Raw genomic sequence first — 17,840 nt, 5'->3', positions numbered from 1 at the left:
CGTCATCATGCGCCGGGACGAAGTGCTTTTCCGGCTTTGTTGCCCGGGTGGGGGATCTTTTCGGTTCAGACGCCTTTTGATGATCGAAACGGATGGTCGCGGCGATGGTGAGGGTTTCCGCGGGCCGAGGCACCGGCGGTGGCGCTGACGGCGCGAACGGGGCTGCCGCCGGCACTGGTGCCGGCGCGCGGGCGGCGGATCGACAGATCACCCTGCTGGTCCGGGCCGGCTGCCACCTGTGCGCCGACGCCCGCGCCGCGGTGATCCGGGTGGCGGCCGACACCGGCGCCGGCTGGACAGAGGTCGACGTCGACACCTCGGCCGAGCTCGCCGACGCCTATGGCGACCGCGTCCCGGTGGTTCTCGTCGACGGGCGGGAACACGGCTACTGGCGGGTCGAGGAGGCCCGTCTGCGGCGCGCGCTGACCGTCGGCCGCTGGGGGTGGTCCAGGAAATAATCACGGGTCGAGCTCACGGTGTCCCCACGTGCAAGATCATGTCAACTTCGTGAAGTCCTTCACGAAGTCGTAAACTCGCCCCGACAGCCGTCCACCGGCGTCGTTCGACCGCGAGACCGACCGTGGCGCCCACCGCGGAGCCGGTCGCGGAGCACTGTGGGGCCGCGCGCCCGGCGTCGTCGGTGGCCGGGCGTCTCGAGTGGGGCGGGAGCCGTACATGACTGAGCTTCGGCGGGCGGCCGGCGCTGCCCGTGGACGCTCGTCCGTGCCCGAGGCGACGGTCGCCCGTCTTCCGCTGTACCTGCGGGTCCTCACCTCACTGGCCGACCGGGCGGTCCGCACGGTCTCGTCCGAGACGCTGGCGAAGGCGGCCGGCATGACCTCGGCGAAGGTTCGCAAGGACCTGTCCTACCTGGGTTCGTACGGGACGCGCGGCGTCGGCTACGACGTCGACTTCCTGCTCGGCCGCATCGCCGCCGAACTCGGGCTGACCGAGGACCGCACGGTCGTGCTGGTCGGGGTCGGCAACCTCGGCCACGCACTCGCGGGATACGCCGGTTTCCGGTCCCGGGGATTCCGCGTGGTCGCCCTGCTCGACGTCGATCCCGACCGGATCGGCGAGTCCGTCGGCGGCGTCGCGGTCAGCCCGCTCGACGAGATGGAAGCACTTGTCGAGCGCAACCAGGTGACGATAGGTGTCATCTGCACGCCGGCCGCGGCCGCGCAGGCAGTGTGTGACCGCCTTGTCTCCGCGGGAATCACGAGCATCCTCAATTTCGCGCCGATCGCGTTGTCGGTGCCGGTGGGAGTGGACGTGCGCAAGGTTGATCTCGCCGTGGAACTGCAGATCCTGTCGTTCCACGAGGCTCGCAAGCGTTCGGCGCCGGCCACGGGTGGTGTGGCCGCACCCACGCGTTCACCCGGACGCCGGGCCGGGGGCCGCTCCGGTGAGTCCGACGACCCCCGGCTGGCCATGGTGACCCGTGCGCCCACCGGGCCGCCGACGCTGGGGACGCGGGGCACCGGCCCACTGGTGGGCACGACCGGGGGGACGAGCGGGGCCGTGACCGGAGCCGTGACCGGCGCCAAGACCGGGGGTGAGGCGTCATGAGCCTGCTGGTCGTCGGTCTCAACCACCGCAGCGCACCCACGTCCACCCTGGAGAAGGCCGCGGTGCCGGACGACGACGTCCCGAAGGTCCTCCACGACCTGTCGCAGGCCGGATCCGTTGCGGAGAGCGTGGTGCTCTCGACATGTAACCGCACCGAGATCTACGCCGAGGTGGAGACCTTCCACGGCGGCGTCGCCGACGTCTCCGACCAGCTCACCCGGATCACCGGCACCCAGCTGGCGGATCTTGCCCCGCATCTGTACGTCCACCACGAGGCACGGGCCGTCGGCCACCTCTTCTCGGTCGTCTGCGGGCTCGACTCGATGCTGGTGGGGGAGACGCAGATCCTCGGGCAGGTCCGGTCGGCCTTACGCGTGGCCCAGGCCGAGGCGAGCGTCGGCGCCACCCTTGAGGGCCTGTTCCAGACGGCCCTGCGGGTCGGCAAGCGGGCGCACAGCGAAACCGCGATCGGCACCGCCGGGGCGTCGATCGTCTCCGTCGGGGTACGGCTGGCCGCGGGCGAGTGGGGGCCGCTACCCGCCGACGCGCCCGGCCCCTTACCCGGAAGCATGCCAGCCGGGAACGCGCCCGCCGACGGCGCACTGGCCGGCCGGCGCGTCCTGCTCGTGGGCGCGGGAGCGGTGGGGGCGCTGGCCGCGGCGGTCGTACGGCGGGCCGGCGCGACCGATCTCGTCGTCGCGAACCGTACCGCGGCGCGGGCCCGCCGAATCGCCGACACCTACGGCGCCGAGGTGATTCCGCTCACGCACCTGGCGGACGAGCTGAGCCGGGCCGACCTGGTGATCTCCTCGACCGGCGCGTCCGGGCTGATCCTGACCCAGGGTGTGGTGGCCGACGCGCTGGCCCGCCGCGACGGCCAGCCGCTGGTGCTGCTCGACCTCGCGCTCCCGCGGGACGTCGACGTGGCCGTCCGCGAGTTGCCCGGCGTCGCCCTCATCGATCTCGAGACGCTGCGGACGGTCCTTGAGGGCCAGCAGGCGGTCAGCGACGTCGAGTCGGTGCGGACCCTGGTGGCCTCCGAGGTCAGCGCCTATCTCGACCGCCGCCGCGCGCACCGGGTCGCCCCGACCGTGGTGGCGCTGCGGGCACAGGCCGCCGCCGTCGTCCGGGAGGAGCTCCTGCGGCTGCACACCCGGCTGCCCAATCTCGACGCGCGCGACTGGGCCGTGGTCGAGGGGGCGGTGCGCCGGGTGGCGGACAAGATCCTGCACGCGCCGACGGTGCGGGTCCAGCAGCTTGCCGCCGCCCCCGGCGGTGATTCCTACGCCGAGGCGTTGCGGGAACTGTTCGATCTGCCCCGGGACGCTCCCGCGGTGGTCTCGGTACCCGATCTGCCGGAGGCGCCGTAGCGGGCGGTCGTGGCCGGCGCGGGCGCGTCGTCCGGCGGCCGCAATACGAGGCTCGGCGGGGAGTCGCGCGGCGGATGACCCAGTGGGTGACGCGACGGGTGGCCCGGTGGATGACTCAGTGGCCTCGGGGATGGCTCAGCGGCCCGGTGGATGACGCAACGGCACAAACCCGGTCCGGGACTGAATATCCCGCCGATACGAGGTAACGTCGATACTCGGATAAGGGCTGCGCCGATAGGCGCGCTGGGTCAGTGGGCACTGGGTCAGTGAGTGCTGGATCAGTGAGCAGGGTTCGGTGGCGCATCGCGAAGCGATGTACGAGCTGCCCGGGGCCGTGGATCCGGCAGAGCCCGTCGACAGGCACCAGAGTTGTCCCGTTCCGCGGGGCGGGATGTCACGGGCGGGAGCGTTCAACCGGTGGCGCGGTCCGGGTAGAGGTCCGGCGAGGTGACAGGAGGGCGGCACTGGCAGTCGAACACGTAGGTGAACAGGACGCGTCGAAGCCCGTGTTCGAGCGCGCGGCCTGTACCGACGACGGGCAACTCTCGACCGGCTGCTACGGTTTGTACTGGACGGTCCACCATCGCGGACTGCTGTTGTTGCCGAGCGTGCCTACCCGACGGCCCTTGAGGCCGGTTGTGGTGCGCTGGTCGGCGCCTTCGCCGAGGTCGCGATGGCGTCCACTGAAGCATCGGGCGCCGGTGCCATTCGACCACGGGCCGTGGTCGCGTTGCCGGAGAGGGAACATGTTCTCCGGCGCGGGATCACCGGGTCCGCCGACTTACCCGGAGGCGCTGGGAGAGCGCCTCGCGGACAAGATGTTGTCCGCCGGAGCACAGACGCTGATGGGAAATCGCTGATCATGGCCACCCGCCGCACAAAGAAGCCTCTGACCCCGGTCGCCCTCGTTGGAGCAGGCCCGCGCGACCCCGGTTTGCTGACAGTTCTCGCCGCCGAGACACTGGCCGGGGCCGATTCGATAATCGTCGATCCGGACGTCGCCCCGGAGATTGTCGCCAGGCTGCCCGGCGAGGTGCTACGGATCGGCGATACCGACGTGGCAAAACCAATCCTGGACGCGACCGCGGCGACCACCGCCGTCGTCGCCCGGGCCCGTGCCGGTGAGCGGGTCGTACGGCTGTACTCCTCGGATCCGTGGCTGACCGGAATCGGCACCGCCGACGCGCAGGCACTGGCCAAGGCGAAGATTCCTTTCCGGGTCGTGCCGGGGATTCCGACCGGCGCGGCAGTCGCCACCTATTCCGGGATCTCCACCGGCCTGCCGGTCACCTTCGCGAGCACCCAGGGGGTCTTCTCCGCCAGCGGGATGCGGCCCACCGTGGCCCCCGCGGCGGACACGCCCACCACGGGGCTGGGCTCCCCGTCCTTCGGGGCGGGCCGCCTCGGCGGGCGCGGCCTATCCAGCCTCGGCAGCTCCGGCTCCGGTCTCGGTGGTCCTGGGCTGGGCGGCCCAGGGCTCGGCGGGTCCGGACTGGGCGGATCCGGGCTCGGCGCGGGGCTTGCGGCCTCGCCGCTGGGCTCCTCGCTGGGACTCGGCGGCCTCGCCGGGAGCGGGAGCCTGGACGCCGCCGGCTCCGGCTCGGACCTCGACTGGGCGGCGCTCGCCCAGGCACCGGGCACCCTCGTGGTGACGGCGGTCTCCAACGAGGTCGGCAAGGTCGCGGCGGCGCTGGTCGAGCACGGCCGGGCCGGTGACACCCCCGTGTCGGTGACGGTGGACGGCACCACCACCGACCAGCGCACGGTCGCCTCCACCCTGGACCGGATCGAGGCCGACGCCGCGCCCGTCGTCGGGAACGCCCCCTCCGTGGTGATCTCCATCGGGGCCGCGGTCACAGGTCGTAACAAGCTGTCCTGGTGGGAGTCGCGCGCGCTGTTCGGCTGGACGGTGCTGGTGCCCCGGACGAAGGAGCAGGCGGCGATCCTGTCGGATCTGCTGCGCTCGCACGGCGCGAGCCCGCTGGAGGTGCCCACGATCGCGGTGGAGCCGCCGCGGACGGCCGCTCCCATGGAACGCGCCATCACCGGTCTGGTGTCCGGACGCTACCAGTGGGTGGCCTTCACCTCGGTCAACGCGGTCCGGGCCGTCCAGGAGAAGGTCGAGGAGCGCAGCCTGGACGCGCGGGCGTTCGCCGGCGTCAAGGTGGCCGCGATCGGCGAGGCGACCGCGGACGCCCTGCGCGCCTTCGGCATCCGCCCCGACCTCGTCCCCTCCGGCCAGCAGTCCAGCGAGGGCCTGCTCGCCGACTGGCCCGACTACGACGACGTGTTCGACCCGCTCGACCGGGTGCTGCTGCCCCGGGCCGACATCGCCACCGAGACCCTGGTGGCCGGCCTGAAGGACCGCGGCTGGAACGTCGACGACGTCACCGCGTACCGCACGGTACGGGCCGCGCCGCCGCCAGCCCCGATCCGGGAGGCGCTCAAGGGCGGCCGGGTGGACGCGGTGGTGTTCACCTCCTCCTCGACCGTGCGCAACCTGGTCGGGATCGCCGGCAAGCCGCACGAGACCACGGTGATCGCGGTGATCGGCCCGCAGACCGCGGCCACCGCGGCCGAGCTGGGCCTGCGGGTCGACGTCCAGGCGACCGAGGCGTCGATCCCGTCGCTGGTGCAGGCGCTGGCCGACTTCGCCGCCGAGCACCGGGAGGAACTGGGCAAGGTCGGCCCGCTCGCGGCCCGGCTGCCCAAGCCTCGGCGCGGTTCTCGGCGGTGAGCGTGCCGCCGGGCGTCACCGCCGGTGCGGGCACAACGGGGCCAACTGCCTCGCCTGCGCCGTCACCCGGGGCCGGCGCCCTGAGCGCCGCCCCCGGTGGGGGCGCGGGATTCCCGCTGGCCCGGCCCCGTCGACTGCGCCGCGGGGCACCGTTGCGCCGGCTGGTGGCCGACGTCCGGCTGCATCCTGCGGATCTTGTGTTGCCGCTGTTCGTCAAGGAGGGCATTGACGCCCCCGCGCCGATCGCCTCGATGCCTGGGGTCGTCCAGCACGCCCGGGAGTCGTTGCGCAAGGCCGCGGTGGAGGCGGCCCGCGCCGGCGTCGGCGGCCTGATTCTCTTCGGCGTGCCCGCGCGCAAGGACGGGCGCGGCTCGGCCGCGGACGACCCGTCCGGCATCGTGCAGCTCGCCTTGGCCGACCTGGTCACCGAGATCGGCAACGACATGGTGATCATGACGGATCTCTGCCTGGACGAGTACACCGACCACGGCCACTGCGGCCTGCTGACCGAGGACGGCGAGGTCGACAACGACGCCACCCTGGCCCGCTACGCGTCGATCGCCCTGGCGCAGGCCCGCGCCGGCGCCCACGTGGTGGCTCCGAGCGGGATGATGGACGGGCAGGTCGGCGCGATCCGGGCGGCACTCGACGGCGGCGGCTTCTCCCACGTCCCGGTCCTTGCCTACTCGGCGAAGTATGCGTCGGCGTTCTACGGCCCGTTCCGGGACGCGGCCGAGTGCGCGCCGAGCTTCGGCGACCGCGCCGGCTACCAGCAGGATCCGGCCCGTTCCGTCGGCGAGGCCCTGCGTGAGGTCGCCCTCGACCTCGTCGAGGGCGCCGACGCCGTGATGGTGAAGCCGGCGCTGGCCTACCTCGACGTGCTGCGGGCGGTCGCCGACGCCGTGGACGTGCCGGTCGCCGCCTACCAGGTCTCCGGCGAGTACGCGATGGTGGAGGCGGCGGCGGCCAGCGGCTGGATCGACCGCGAGCGCGCCATCACCGAGACGCTCATCGCCGTCCGCCGGGCGGGCGCGGACATCATCCTGACCTACTGGGCAACGGAAGCGGCCCACCGCCTGCGCTGACTCACACCGCCCGCGTTTATCCTCGCCGCTTCGCCGGCCCCGCGTTGCTTCCGTGTCGCCGGCTGCTTCTGCCACGCTGCCTCACCGCGCTGGCCGCATACCCCCACCGGCATCTCTGCCAACCGTCGGCTCTTGGCAACATCGTGATTACCACTGTGATCGTTGTGATTCTGGTGCTGTTGGGACAGCATCCAGGTCACAACAATCATGAAACCCGAACCCACTGGCCGGCGTCCTGACGATTCCGTGGTCTCGGTATGTGGTCTCTAGCGTGCGGTACGTGCCGATCTGCCCGCCTCGGACGGTACTCTTGCTTTACAGCAAGATCCGTCGAGGTATGGAGGGTCGAAGTATGCAGGAAGGTGCGCGGTGACTCTGCTCATGGAGCGGCCGGTCGGAGAGATCCCGGTCGCGTGTTCGTACCGATGGTACGAACAGATCGACTATGGTGACGGCATGGCCGTCGCAAAGGTGTCCGTCTCCCTGGACGAACGTGTCCTCACCGCCGCGCGGGCGGCGGCCGCGACCGAGGGCATCAGTCTGTCGGCCTGGATCTCCCGCCTGATCGACCACCACATCGGCATCCAGGAGGGCCTCGCGGCCGTCCGCGAGTACGAGGCCGAACACGGCCCCATCCCCGAGGAAGCGCGCGAGAACGCCCGCCGCGTCCTGCGTGACCTCGGAGTGATCGAATGAAGGGCCTGCTCTATGACGCGGGGGCGCTCATCGCCGCCGAGCAGGCGGACCACAAAGTGTGGGCCATGCACGCCGAGGCGCTGGAGCATGACGTCCGACCAGTTGTTCCGGCACCTGTATTGGCGCAGGTCTGGCGGGGCGGGCCGCAACCAAACCTGTCCCGTCTGCTGAAGGGCTGTGACATCGAGCCGCTGGCCGAGGAAACAGCGCGGGCCGTCGGCAAACTGCTGGCCCGGGCGGGGACCAGCGACATCGTCGACGCCACGGTCGTGCTGAACGCGGCCTTGACGGACCGTTCGATCCTGACCAGCGACGCGTCAGACCTTCGTGCGCTGTCCGAAGCACACGACACGAAGGTCGACATTCACCCCGTTTGACCATCCCGCTGCCTGTTCATCGCTGCCGGGCCGCCTGTCCGGTGTCTTTCTGGGCAGTATGGAACCAGTAGGGAGCGGTGCGGAAAGACTGGTTGGACGGAGCGGCAGAGCAGGGAGGCAGACATGGTTCTGACACCGATATCGGCCGAGAAGGCGGGAAATTTCCAGGAAGTGGCCGAACGCGCCATCCGGCGTGGTGTCGTCACTATTGACCTCGACGGTCGGCGTTACGAGCTGCTGCCGTCCGAGCAGCTCGGCTACTTCGCGGGCCTGGCGGCGCTCGGCCTGCTCGGGATCATCGAGTGGCCGGTCGCGGCCGTCGTGGCCGGCGGGCACACGATCGCCTACCGCAGCCACCGACAGGGCCTGCGCAACCTGGGCGTCGCCCTCCAGGAGGCCTGAGCGGCCGGGTGCCTGACCATACATTCGCGGTATGCGGCACATTCGCGGTATGCGGCGAGTGCGCTCGCCGTATACCGGATGATGCTTTACCGAGATCCGGCTCCTGAAACCCGAGTGCGGGAAGACAGCCGTCCTCGGCGGGAAGTGACGCCGGAACGCCGGACGGGTGACCACCCGTCCTGTTTTGATCAGGAGGCCGAGTGCGAAAAATGGCTGCTGTCGTGGCGACCGTCCGGCCCCTCGGTTTTATGGTTCTACGAGGATTTCACGGTCTACCGGGAGTGGCTACCGGGAATGGTTACCGGGAGCGGCTACAGGGAGCGGTGGTAGATGCCGAAGGCGCGGGTCGCGAACTTTCCCGCCAGCGCCGCCAGCGCGGTGAGGCCGAACAGGTAGAGGCTGACCGACAGCCAGTTCGGATCGACCGACCCGGCCTCGCGGACGGCGGTCACCGCCCAGTCCACCGGGTTGAACCAGGCGACAATCCGCATCCAGTCCGGCATGAGCTCTTTTGCCATGATCGCGGATGACAGGAACGTCAGCGGCAGGACGCAGAAGTTCACCGCCGCGATCAGCACCTCCTCCCTGCGCACGATCAGAGCGAGCCCGTAGGACAGGGACGCCACGATGACCGCGATCAGCGCGGCACCGACGAGCAGGACGACCGGGCCCACCAGCCCGTTGTGGTAGCGGGCTCCGATCGCCCAGCCGAGCAACATGATGATCGCCGACTGGATGATGGTCATCAGCACCTGGAAGATGATCCTGCTGCCGATCAGGGCGCCGCGCCGGACCGGGGACGTCAGCATCCGGTCTGTCACGCCACGGTCGATCTCGATGATGACGTTCATCCCGGACCAGCCCGCCGCGAACAGCGCGCTCATCACCACCACACCGGGCGTGAGAAAGTCGACATAGGAGCCCCCGCCAAAGCCGGGAACATCCACGACCCGGCGGAACAACGAGCCGAACAGGGGCAGCCACACCACCGCCTGCACGATCGTGATCGCCAGGTAGGCGGGCTGGCGCAGCATCGCGCGCAGGTGGCGAACGGTCAGCCAGCGCAGCTGGCTGGCGGCCGAGGCGGTGAACCCGCTCCGCTCGGCAGCCGGCAACGGCCGTGGCGCCGGGATTCCCGTGACGTCAACCGGGACGGCCGGAACACGGGCCCGTGCGGTTGCACCGGCCGGGGCGCCGATCGTGGCCTCGGAGCTGGTCGGGATGCCGTTCCTGGTGACACCGGTCGGGGTGACGATCGCGGTGCCAGGACCGGTCGGGACGCCGTTCCCATTACCGGTCCCGCTGCCAGAGCTGACCTGAGCACCGGCTTTGGAGCCAGGGTCGCCACTACCGGTAGCAGTGGTACCGGCAGCATCAGTATCGCCGTCCGTGTCCGTCCTGGCATCGGTTGTAACAGCAGCGCCAGCGCTACCGCTGTCGGTGATACTGGCGCGGGCAGGGATGCCAGCCTCACCGCCGGGCCCGCTGTCCGTGTTACCGGCCGTCCCGGCGTCCGTGCCGCCGGCCGTCCCGGTATCGCTGGTCGCCCCGGCGCCGCTGGTCGTGTCGGCGTCGACGGTGGTGTCGGCGTCGACGGTGGTGTCGGTGGTCGTGCCGGTGTCAGTGAGGCCTGCCATCAGGCCACCCCCTTGTCCGGAACAGCGTTGGGCTGAGCAGCCCCGCCCTGGGCCCTGTCGTCCTGGGTCTTGTCGCCCTGGGCCCCGCTGTCCTGGGCGATGCCCGGGACGGGGCCGGTATCCGCTCCGGACCCCGCGTCGGCGGTGAACCGGCGGCCCACGTGACGCAGGTAGACGTCATCCAGGGACGGCCGGGCGATCGTTGCCGCGATCACCGCGACCCCCACCCGGTCGAGAGCCGCGAAAACGGCAGGCAGCGACGAAGCGCCGTGGGTGACCCGGGCGTGTACCTCCCGGCCGTTCACCGTGGTCTCGGTGACACCCGGGACCTGGTCGAGGGCCGCGGTCACCGTGTCCACGACCGTGGGGGTCGGGACGGCGGCGAGCTCAAGGTGGACGGCGTCACCTTTCAGCTCGCTCTTGAGCGCGTCAGGGCTGCCCTGGACGAGGATGCGCCCGCCGTCGATGATCGCCACGAGGGAGGCGAGCCGGTCCGCCTCCTCGAGGTAGTGCGTGGTGAGCAGGATCGTCAGACCGCCCGCCGCGAGCGAACCGATCTCGTCCCACATCTGGGCACGTGCCTGCGGGTCCAGGCCGGTGGTGGGCTCGTCGAGGAAGAGCACACTGGGCCGGTGGACCAGGCCGACCGCCACGTCGAGCTTGCGCAGCATGCCACCGGAGTAGGTGCGCGCCGGCCGGTCCGCGGCCGCCGTCAGCTCGAACTGGTCGAGCAACTCGGTGACCCGGTCGATCAGCATGGCGCGGGGCAGGCCGTGCAGGCGGGCAGCGAGCGCGATGTTCTCGCGACCGGTGGCCTCCAGGTCGATACCGGACCGCTGGGCGACGACACCGATGCGGTGCCGGACCTGCTCGGGATGCGCGAGGACGTCGATCCCGGCCACGCTGGCCGTTCCCGAGTCCGGGCGTGACAGCGTGGTCAGAATCTTCACTGTCGTGGATTTTCCGGCGCCGTTCGGCCCCAGCAGGCCGAACACCGTCGCGGGTGCGACGCCGAAACTCAGGCCGGACAGTGCCCGCACGCCCCCGCGGTAGGTTTTCGCCAGCTCTTCCGCCTGAATCGCGAAATGCTTGCCCGGGCCGGTGGTGTGCACGGTGTTCCGGGGGACGGCCGCGTCCGTGGCCGTCCCGCGGGTGCCGCCCGGCTGCGTCGTCAGCGTGGTCGTCTCCGCTGTTGCGGCTGTGGTCGTGGCCGTCGTCGGCTCGGCCGCTCCGGATGTTCTGGGCAGGTGCGTGGTGGTGCCGGGCGGCTGCCCGGCAGGTCCCGGAACCGGGTGCGAGGTCATCAGATCCCCCCTTGTCTGCATTACTCTTCTTTTCTTCTGGCGGTCTGGTCCGAGCAGGACGTCGTACCACTGTCCGGGGAATTCCGTTGAGCCTGCCGGACCGGTTCCCGGATTTCCCAGATTTTCCGGACCGGCTCCCAGGCCTGCTGTCGGAGCTCCTGGACGGGCTCTGCCGATCCGAGGGGAATCCCGGATTCGGCGAGCGGCACGGGTTCGGTGGGAGTTCCGGACACAGGATGAGTCCGGCTCCCGGCAGGTGCTTTTGTTTCGGCAGGTGTCTCTGCCTCGGCAGGCGCTCCCGTTTCGGTGGAAGTCCCGGTCCCGGCGGGAATGTCGGGTGCGCAGGGAGTGCGGTCGCGTCGTCGTTGGCCTTCCAGGGCTTTGATCACAGCCTCTCGTATCCGGTCGGGATCGGTCTCGCCGCGGGTGTGGATCGCGTCCCAGATGTGGATGCCGTCCAGCGTCCTGTTGGTGATCTCCGAGATGAGCTCGTTCACGTAACGCAGCTCGGCCTCGGTCAGGGCGCTGAAATACTCGGTTTCCAGGGTGAACAGCCGGGGGAGCCCCTTGCGGACGGCCAGCGCCTCGCCCGCGTGGCTGTGCTCGATCTGGAGCAGGAGTCGGTTGCGACGTTCGGTGAGCAGCCTTATGGTGTCCTCCGGAGTGAGCACCGCCAGCATGGAAAGCGCCGCCTCGAAGCGGAGATACTCCTTTGTCGGCGTACTGACCAGTTCGGACATCCAGTCGTAGAGTTCGGTCCGGCCGGCTGGCGTGATCTCGTAGACCGTCCGTTCCGGCCGTCGACCGTCACGGACGGTTTCGCGGGCGGTAATGTAACCGTTGTGGGCCAGCGCGTCCACGACCGTGTAGAGCGAACCGTACGTCAGTTTGATGCTGTCTTCCTTGTGCCGCTCGCGCATGGTCGTCGACATCTCGTACGGGTGCATGGGCCGTTCGTTGAGAAGTCCGAGTACGGCGAGAGCCAGCATGTTTGCCATCCGTCGACGAGCCATGTCCGTACCGTTCTCCGTCCGTGCTGTTCTCCGCTCCCGATTACTCGACTGCGAGTGTCCGGTCGCAAAAGCCGGCCTGTCAATCCGGCCGGGCGGCCGGCTGGGCTGACAGTGGCGTCCTGATTCACGAGATGTTCACGGGACATGACGGAATCAGGAGGTGACGGAACCAGGATATGGCGGAATTCCTGCCCGGCGCCGCGCGAATATCCTGGATATTCCGGTCGGCCCGCATCGGATTCGGTGACGGGTCCGGCGGACGGATTCGGCGGATGGAGACGTCGGTGGTCCGACCACCGTGAATGCCCCGGGCCGGACGCTCGACGAGCGCCGCGCGACCTGCTGCGTCATGCTCGGAGGTGCGTCGTGACACCTCCGGCGCGGGTGGGCTCGGCGGCGCACCCGCGCCGGCATCTGACCCGCCCGACCCCTGACCATTTGGCCTCTGACCGTCCTGCCACTGACCATTTGGTCGCTGACCCTCGGCGGCGCGCCCCGCGCCGACGGCCTGCTGGACATCCACCGGTGCGTCCGCACCGGCCCGCTGGCCACTCGCCGGTGTGGAACCGGCATCCAGCCCTCCTGGTCACTTGCCAGCGCGGACACGCGGGCCTGCTGGCGCAAGGTGCGCGGCCGGTGGGCGTGCCGCGTCACGGACCGCCGCCGGTGGGCGGCTGGGTCATCCCCCACCCACCGGCGGCCCCGAAGCCGGCTGGCATCCCGTCCCGTGCCGGCCCGAATCCCCGGCGACCGGCCACGGGTTGTCCCCGATGGCGGAACCGGGATGGGGCCAGGGCCAGCAAGGGGCGGCGCCGACCTGCGAGGATCGGTGGCATGTCAGTCGTGTCCGAGGCCGCTGCCTCCGAGGAGTTGTTCCGTCGAGCTCAGCGGATCATCCCCGGTGGGGTGAACTCACCGGTCCGGGCGTTCCGGGCGGTCGGCGGCACACCACGGTTCATGGTGTCCGGGGACGGCGCCTACCTCACAGACGCGGACGGTCGCCGATACGTCGACCTGGTCTGCTCCTGGGGCCCGATGATCCTGGGGCACGCCCACCCGGCGGTGGTCGAGGCGCTGCGGGCGGCCGTGTCGCGGGGCACGAGCTACGGTACGCCGAGCCCGGGCGAGGTCGAGCTGGCCGAAGAGATCGTCTCCCGGGTGGGGCCGATCGAGCAGGTCCGGCTGGTCAACTCCGGGACCGAGGCCACCATGAGCGCGCTGCGACTCGCCCGCGGCGTCACCGGACGGTCGAAAATCATAAAATTCGCCGGCTGCTACCACGGTCACGTCGACGCGCTGCTCGCCGCCGCCGGCTCAGGGGTGGCCACCCTCGGCCTGCCGGACACACCGGGGGTGACCGCGGCGACCGCGGCGGACACGATCGTCCTGCCCTACAACGACCTGACCGCCGTGGACGAGGCCTTCGCCGAACATCCCGGGCAGATCGCCGCCGTCATCACCGAGGCCGCCGCGGCGAACATGGGCGTCGTCCCCCCGCTGCCGGGTTTCAACGCCGGGTTGCGGCGGCTGTGCGACGTCCACGGTGCCCTGCTCATCCTGGACGAGGTCATGACCGGTTTCCGGATCGGCCCAGCCGGCTGGTGGGGGGTGGAGGGCGCCATCGAGGGATGGGCCCCGGACCTGTTCACCTTCGGCAAGGTGATGGGCGGCGGGCTGCCGGCGGCGGCCTTCGGCGGGCGCGCCGAGGTGATGACCCATCTCGCGCCCGCCGGCCCGGTCTACCAGGCCGGGACACTCTCGGGTAACCCGCTGGCGGTCGCCGCCGGCCTGGCCACCCTGCGTGCCTGTACGTCCGAGGTGTACGCCACGGTGGACGCCCGCGCCGGCGACGTCGCCAGCATCATTTCGACAGCGCTGACCGAGCAGGGCGTGCTGCACCTGCCCAGCAGCGCGGGTTCGCTGTTCAGCTTCTTCTTCACCGACGCGCCGTCGGTGGTCGACTACGCTGGAGCGCGGACGCAGTCCAGCGCCCGGTACGCTGCGTTCTTCCACGCCATGCTGGACGCCGGGGTGTACCTGCCACCATCCGCCTACGAGGCGTGGTTCGTCTCGGCGGCGCACGATGACGAGGTCGTCGAGCGGATCGCGGCCGCCGCGCCGGTGGCGGCCCGGGCCGCCGCCGGCGTACCCGAACCGGTCCCGGCCACGAGCGCTGGAGGGAAGCGTCCATGACATCCGCACGGCCCGGCGCGCCCGACCCCGTCGATGGGCACCCGTCCCCAGCGCCGGAACCGTCCTCCCCGGGACATCCCTCGTCGCGGCCGCCCGTGCCGCGGTCATCCTCGACGTACGTGCCGACCACCGTCCACCTGGTGCGCCACGGGGAGGTGTTCAACCCGGAGAAGGTCCTCTACGGCCGGCTGCCCGGGTTCGTCCTGTCCGAGACGGGGCAGCGGCAGGCAAAGGTCACCGCGGAGTTCCTGGCCGGGCGCGACATCGCCGCGGTCGTGGCGAGCCCGCTCGAACGGGCCCGACAGACCGCCGCCCCCATCGCGCAGGCCCTCGGCATCGACGTGGACGTCGACCCCCGTCTGATCGAGAGCCGCAACGTCTTCGAGGGCAAGCCGTTCGAGGCCGGCCCGGCCCTGCTTCGCCACCCGCGGATGTGGTGGGTACTGATCAACCCGTTCCGGCCGTCCTGGGGTGAGCCCTACACCGAGATCGCCGGACGCATGCTCGCCGCCGTGGCCGAGTGGCGGGACGCCTTCCCCGGCCGCGAGGTGGTGCTCGTCAGCCACCAGTTGCCGGTGTGGACGGCCCGGCGCGCGCTGGAGGGCCAGAAGCTCTGGCACCGCCCGGACCGCCGCCAGTGCGCGCTCGCCAGCGTCACCTCAGCCGTCTACACGGCGGACCGCCTGCTCCGCATCGACTACGCCGAACCCAACGGCCCCACCACAAACCAGCCCGGCTCCGTCGGCGCCTGACCCGGTCAGCCGAAGGCGGCACCCAACCGGGCCGAGGACGACCTGTTCTGTGTCTCTGCGCGCGGGGCCCCTGAGCTGCCCCGGGTTTTCGGCGGACGCGGGTGTCCGTCGGATCGGTGCAGCCGATCCGGGCTTTCGGATACCGGATCCGACAGATTCGAGAGGATTCGACGGCATCAGCGTGTTCTCGAGCAGCGACCCGCACGCGTGGACACGGCACGCGCGGACGCGCTGCGGAACACCATCCCGTTATCGGCGTCCGTGATCTTTATCATGTCCGTGGACACGATCAGATGGCCGTCCGCACGTTCACCTCATCGAGCGGGCCACCACGTATGACGAACTACCCGTTCCCCAGAACGCGCACGGTCGCGAGCACCGCACAACTTGCGGGTATCCCGCGCGTTATGAGGCGTCCGCGTCTGCCTTCACGGCATTCCTGGCAGCGGCAAGATTTCCTCTGATCACAGCCACATGGGGATGATCCGAGCCGAGCAGCCGCAGCAGGTCGGTTAGCGTCTGCTCGTGCAGGCTGACGGCCTCTGCCACCCGCCCTGCCGACCCATAGCGAGAGCGAGGTTGCTCCGGGAGGCCAGGGTGTCGGGATGATCCGGACCGAGGAGGCGCTCGTCGAGGGTCAAGGCACGCTGGAGCAGGTCGATAGCCGGCCCGGGCTGGCCGTGCTCGAGAAGGTAGCCGGCGGCGCCGTTGTACAGCCCGGCCAGATGGTAGCTGACCAGCGCCCCTACCGTCTCCGCCCACCTCAACCGGTCGGCGGCGGCATCTCGTAACGGCCCGGCGGCGAGAGTGTCCGGGGTGGCGGTGAACCACTCCGGTGGGATCGCCTCGGGGGCGCAGAACGCCGCCAGTTCCAGCAGGGCCACCGCCGCCGGCTGCTGTGCTCGCAGCCGATTCGTTGACAGTTCCCACAGGGTGGCGACCATGGGTTCCGCCCGCATCACCGGGTCGAGTACCGACCCACGGACGAGCATGTCCTCCAACTGGCCGGCCAACAGATCCGCATACTCGGCTGGGGGATGCTGGTCTGGTCGAGGTAGCCGGCGGCCTGTCCCACCACCAGCAGCAGATCTCCCAGCAGTTCGCAGATCCGGTCCGCGACCGTCGGTCCAGGTCGGGAAAGCGGCCGGTGAGCATCGCCACCGCCTCCGCGCGGGGCGGCAGCGGGATGTCCAGCACCTCACCGAGGTGCCGCCAGCCGGTGCGTCGGGAGGTCACCAGTAGCCGCCCCGGCCCGGCTGCGGGCCGCAGAGCGTCGATGACCGCCGGGTCGTCGGCATTGTCGAACACCAGCAGTGACCGCGGGAGGCGCATCCACGCGGCGACCACCGCCGCCGGGTCGGCATCCCGGGGCAGGCCCACCGCCGAGGCCAGGTCGGCGAGGTAACTGACGAGCAGGTCGGGGTCCTCCGCGGGTACCCAGCCCACCCGGTCGAACGTGTCCGCGTAGCGGTGCAGGTACTCGATGGCCAGCGCTGTTTTGCCGATCCCGCCCATCCCCGCCACCGCGGTCATCGCCGACAGACCGCTACCCGCTGTCAGTTCCTGGTGCAGGCGCTCCAGTAGCGTCTCCCTGCCGACGAACCGGGCCAGCCGCCCCGGGATCAGCCACCGGTTCGGCAGCTCTGGCAGATCCGGCGGGAACGGCACCGCTGCCGGCAGCCCCGGACCCGGCCTCGCCGTGGCAGGCCGGGAACCCGGGAAGCCGGGCTTCACCACCGGCCTGGCCCGGGCGGAGTGGGCCGCGGCCAGTACCCGGTCGGCGGCGGTGGCCTCGTCCGCCCCGAACAGGTCCACCGTCACGCGCTGACCGAACAGCCCGGGGCGATCACAGTCCTCTACTCGGAAGACCAGCAGCTTCCGGTCCCGGCCGAGCGGATCCGCCTGCCAGGCGGCCTGCCACTGCGCGGTCGCGTACGCCGAGGCCAGATAGGCCGCCGAGAGCACCGCCACCGTCCGCGGCGCCGTCTGCGCCGCCTGGTGCATCGCCTCGACGAAGCCCGCCCCGGCCGTGAAATCCCACGCCTGGATCACCACCCGGTAGCCGGCGGCCTCCAGCGTCCAGGCGATCCACTCCGCCCACGACCGGTCCACATCGGTGTACGACACGAAGAAGTCCGGGTTGCTCTCCGTACCGCCCCCGTCGGTCACTCACCCAGCATGCCACGGCCACCCAACACGCCCGAAACAGGATGATCAGTCGCGTCCGGCTACATTCACCGCCTTGTCCGGCACGCCATCGGGGTGGCGTGCCGAGGGCGACAGCCGTCGTCCCCGCGCTGGGTGCGTCGGGCCGCGGGAACTGCCTGCCCTGGATGGTGGAAATGTCCGAATCGACTGGTAGAATCGTACACATGTTCGATTCTGTGGGAGTCGCTGTGGGAGTCGGAGGCATCTCTCCAACGGCCGCCCCGGCGGCACTCGGCACCGTCGAGCCCGCCGCAGTCCGTCGTCTCTGTACTTCCTCGTCGTTCCCCGCCTGTGAAGGGCCCCCGTCGAAGGGCTGTGCATCCGGCACGGCCTGCCGTGCGTGTGCCGCTCCGCCTGCTGTGGAGGGCTGTGATGCGGACGGCTGTCCGCCGACGGTGGAGCGCGGTGATGCGGATGGCTGCCTGCCCGCGGTGGAGGGCAGTGACATAACAGGCGCTCTACCAGCGGTGGAGTCCTGTGATGCGGATGGCTGTTCT

15 protein-coding genes and 1 pseudogene are annotated in these 17,840 nt (G+C 70.7%); 11 read left to right on the top strand and 5 right to left on the bottom strand.

The window, feature by feature from the left end:
• Positions 1-104: 104 nt before the first annotated feature.
• The 8 genes from CM1CMNOD_RS18965 to CM1CMNOD_RS18925 all read left to right on the top strand — a co-directional run bounded on the left by CM1CMNOD_RS18965 (position 105) and on the right by CM1CMNOD_RS18925 (position 8,236).
• Positions 105-458 carry a glutaredoxin family protein gene (locus CM1CMNOD_RS18965; protein ID WP_013875199.1) on the top strand — a complete coding sequence of 118 codons (354 nt, stop codon included), beginning with the start codon at positions 105-107 and terminating at the stop codon, positions 456-458.
• Between the two features lie 217 nt (positions 459-675).
• Positions 676-1,569 carry a redox-sensing transcriptional repressor Rex gene (locus CM1CMNOD_RS18960; protein WP_013875198.1) on the top strand — a complete coding sequence of 298 codons (894 nt, stop codon included), beginning with the start codon at positions 676-678 and terminating at the stop codon, positions 1,567-1,569.
• Positions 1,566-2,939 (top strand): glutamyl-tRNA reductase, encoded by a 1,374-nt coding sequence (locus CM1CMNOD_RS18955; RefSeq protein ID WP_013875197.1) that lies wholly within the window; start codon positions 1,566-1,568, stop codon positions 2,937-2,939. Before CM1CMNOD_RS18960 ends, CM1CMNOD_RS18955 begins: the two co-directional genes overlap by 4 nt.
• Before the next feature lie 862 nt (positions 2,940-3,801).
• Complete coding sequence (locus tag CM1CMNOD_RS18945) at positions 3,802-5,676, top strand: uroporphyrinogen-III synthase (RefSeq protein WP_013875196.1); 1,875 nt, start codon at positions 3,802-3,804, stop codon at positions 5,674-5,676.
• An 80-nt stretch (positions 5,677-5,756) separates the two neighbouring features.
• Positions 5,757-6,761, top strand: coding sequence for a porphobilinogen synthase (hemB, locus tag CM1CMNOD_RS18940; RefSeq protein WP_043607201.1), 1,005 nt, complete (start codon positions 5,757-5,759; stop codon positions 6,759-6,761).
• A gap of 369 nt (positions 6,762-7,130) precedes the next feature.
• Positions 7,131-7,457, top strand: a complete 327-nt coding sequence (locus CM1CMNOD_RS18935) for a hypothetical protein (protein ID WP_013875193.1) — start codon at positions 7,131-7,133, stop codon at positions 7,455-7,457.
• Complete coding sequence (locus tag CM1CMNOD_RS18930; protein ID WP_013875192.1) at positions 7,454-7,834, top strand: hypothetical protein; 381 nt, start codon at positions 7,454-7,456, stop codon at positions 7,832-7,834. Before CM1CMNOD_RS18935 ends, CM1CMNOD_RS18930 begins: the two co-directional genes overlap by 4 nt.
• Before the next feature lie 123 nt (positions 7,835-7,957).
• Entirely contained in the window at positions 7,958-8,236 is a 279-nt protein-coding gene (locus CM1CMNOD_RS18925; protein ID WP_013875191.1) for a hypothetical protein, read from the top strand.
• Between the two features lie 311 nt (positions 8,237-8,547).
• Here the strand turns inward: CM1CMNOD_RS18925 and CM1CMNOD_RS18920 are convergent, their stop codons facing one another.
• The 3 genes from CM1CMNOD_RS18920 to CM1CMNOD_RS18910 are packed head-to-tail and all read right to left on the bottom strand — an operon-like array spanning position 8,548 to position 12,166.
• On the bottom strand, positions 8,548-9,873 hold the full coding sequence (locus tag CM1CMNOD_RS18920) for an ABC transporter permease (protein WP_131772864.1): 1,326 nt from the start codon (positions 9,871-9,873) through the stop codon (positions 8,548-8,550).
• Entirely contained in the window at positions 9,873-11,177 is a 1,305-nt protein-coding gene (locus CM1CMNOD_RS18915; RefSeq protein ID WP_013875189.1) for an ATP-binding cassette domain-containing protein, read from the bottom strand. The genes CM1CMNOD_RS18920 and CM1CMNOD_RS18915 overlap by 1 nt, the downstream gene beginning before the upstream one ends.
• Before the next feature lie 20 nt (positions 11,178-11,197).
• Complete coding sequence (locus tag CM1CMNOD_RS18910) at positions 11,198-12,166, bottom strand: PadR family transcriptional regulator (protein ID WP_013875188.1); 969 nt, start codon at positions 12,164-12,166, stop codon at positions 11,198-11,200.
• Positions 12,167-13,024: 858 nt separating this feature from the next.
• On the opposite strand from CM1CMNOD_RS18910, the gene hemL reads away from it, so the two are divergent.
• Both hemL and CM1CMNOD_RS18900 read left to right on the top strand, forming a co-directional pair.
• Positions 13,025-14,383 (top strand): glutamate-1-semialdehyde 2,1-aminomutase, encoded by a 1,359-nt coding sequence (gene hemL / locus CM1CMNOD_RS18905; RefSeq protein WP_013875187.1) that lies wholly within the window; start codon positions 13,025-13,027, stop codon positions 14,381-14,383.
• Positions 14,380-15,135, top strand: a complete 756-nt coding sequence (locus tag CM1CMNOD_RS18900) for a histidine phosphatase family protein (protein ID WP_013875186.1) — start codon at positions 14,380-14,382, stop codon at positions 15,133-15,135. The genes hemL and CM1CMNOD_RS18900 overlap by 4 nt, the downstream gene beginning before the upstream one ends.
• 512 nt (positions 15,136-15,647) lie before the next feature.
• Here CM1CMNOD_RS18900 and CM1CMNOD_RS21985 read toward each other — a convergent pair.
• A complete protein-coding gene (locus tag CM1CMNOD_RS21985; protein ID WP_043604073.1) occupies positions 15,648-16,148 on the bottom strand; it encodes a tetratricopeptide repeat protein in 501 nt (166 codons plus the stop codon).
• A 470-nt stretch (positions 16,149-16,618) separates the two neighbouring features.
• Here CM1CMNOD_RS21985 and CM1CMNOD_RS21975 point away from each other — a divergent pair, with 470 nt between their 5' ends.
• Positions 16,619-16,963, top strand: coding sequence for a hypothetical protein (locus CM1CMNOD_RS21975; protein WP_043604071.1), 345 nt, complete (start codon positions 16,619-16,621; stop codon positions 16,961-16,963).
• Positions 16,964-16,968: 5 nt separating this feature from the next.
• Here the strand turns inward: CM1CMNOD_RS21975 and CM1CMNOD_RS24525 are convergent.
• Positions 16,969-17,247: pseudogene (locus CM1CMNOD_RS24525) on the bottom strand (toll/interleukin-1 receptor domain-containing protein); the annotation flags it as partial.
• Positions 17,248-17,840 lie beyond the last annotated feature (593 nt).

The organism is Protofrankia symbiont of Coriaria myrtifolia (assembly GCF_900634755.1).
In the GTDB taxonomy this organism is placed as follows: Bacteria; Actinomycetota; Actinomycetes; order Frankiales; family Frankiaceae; genus Protofrankia; species Protofrankia coriariae.
Note: the sequence above shows the minus strand (reverse complement) of the source record. Positions and strands in the feature narration are given on the sequence as shown.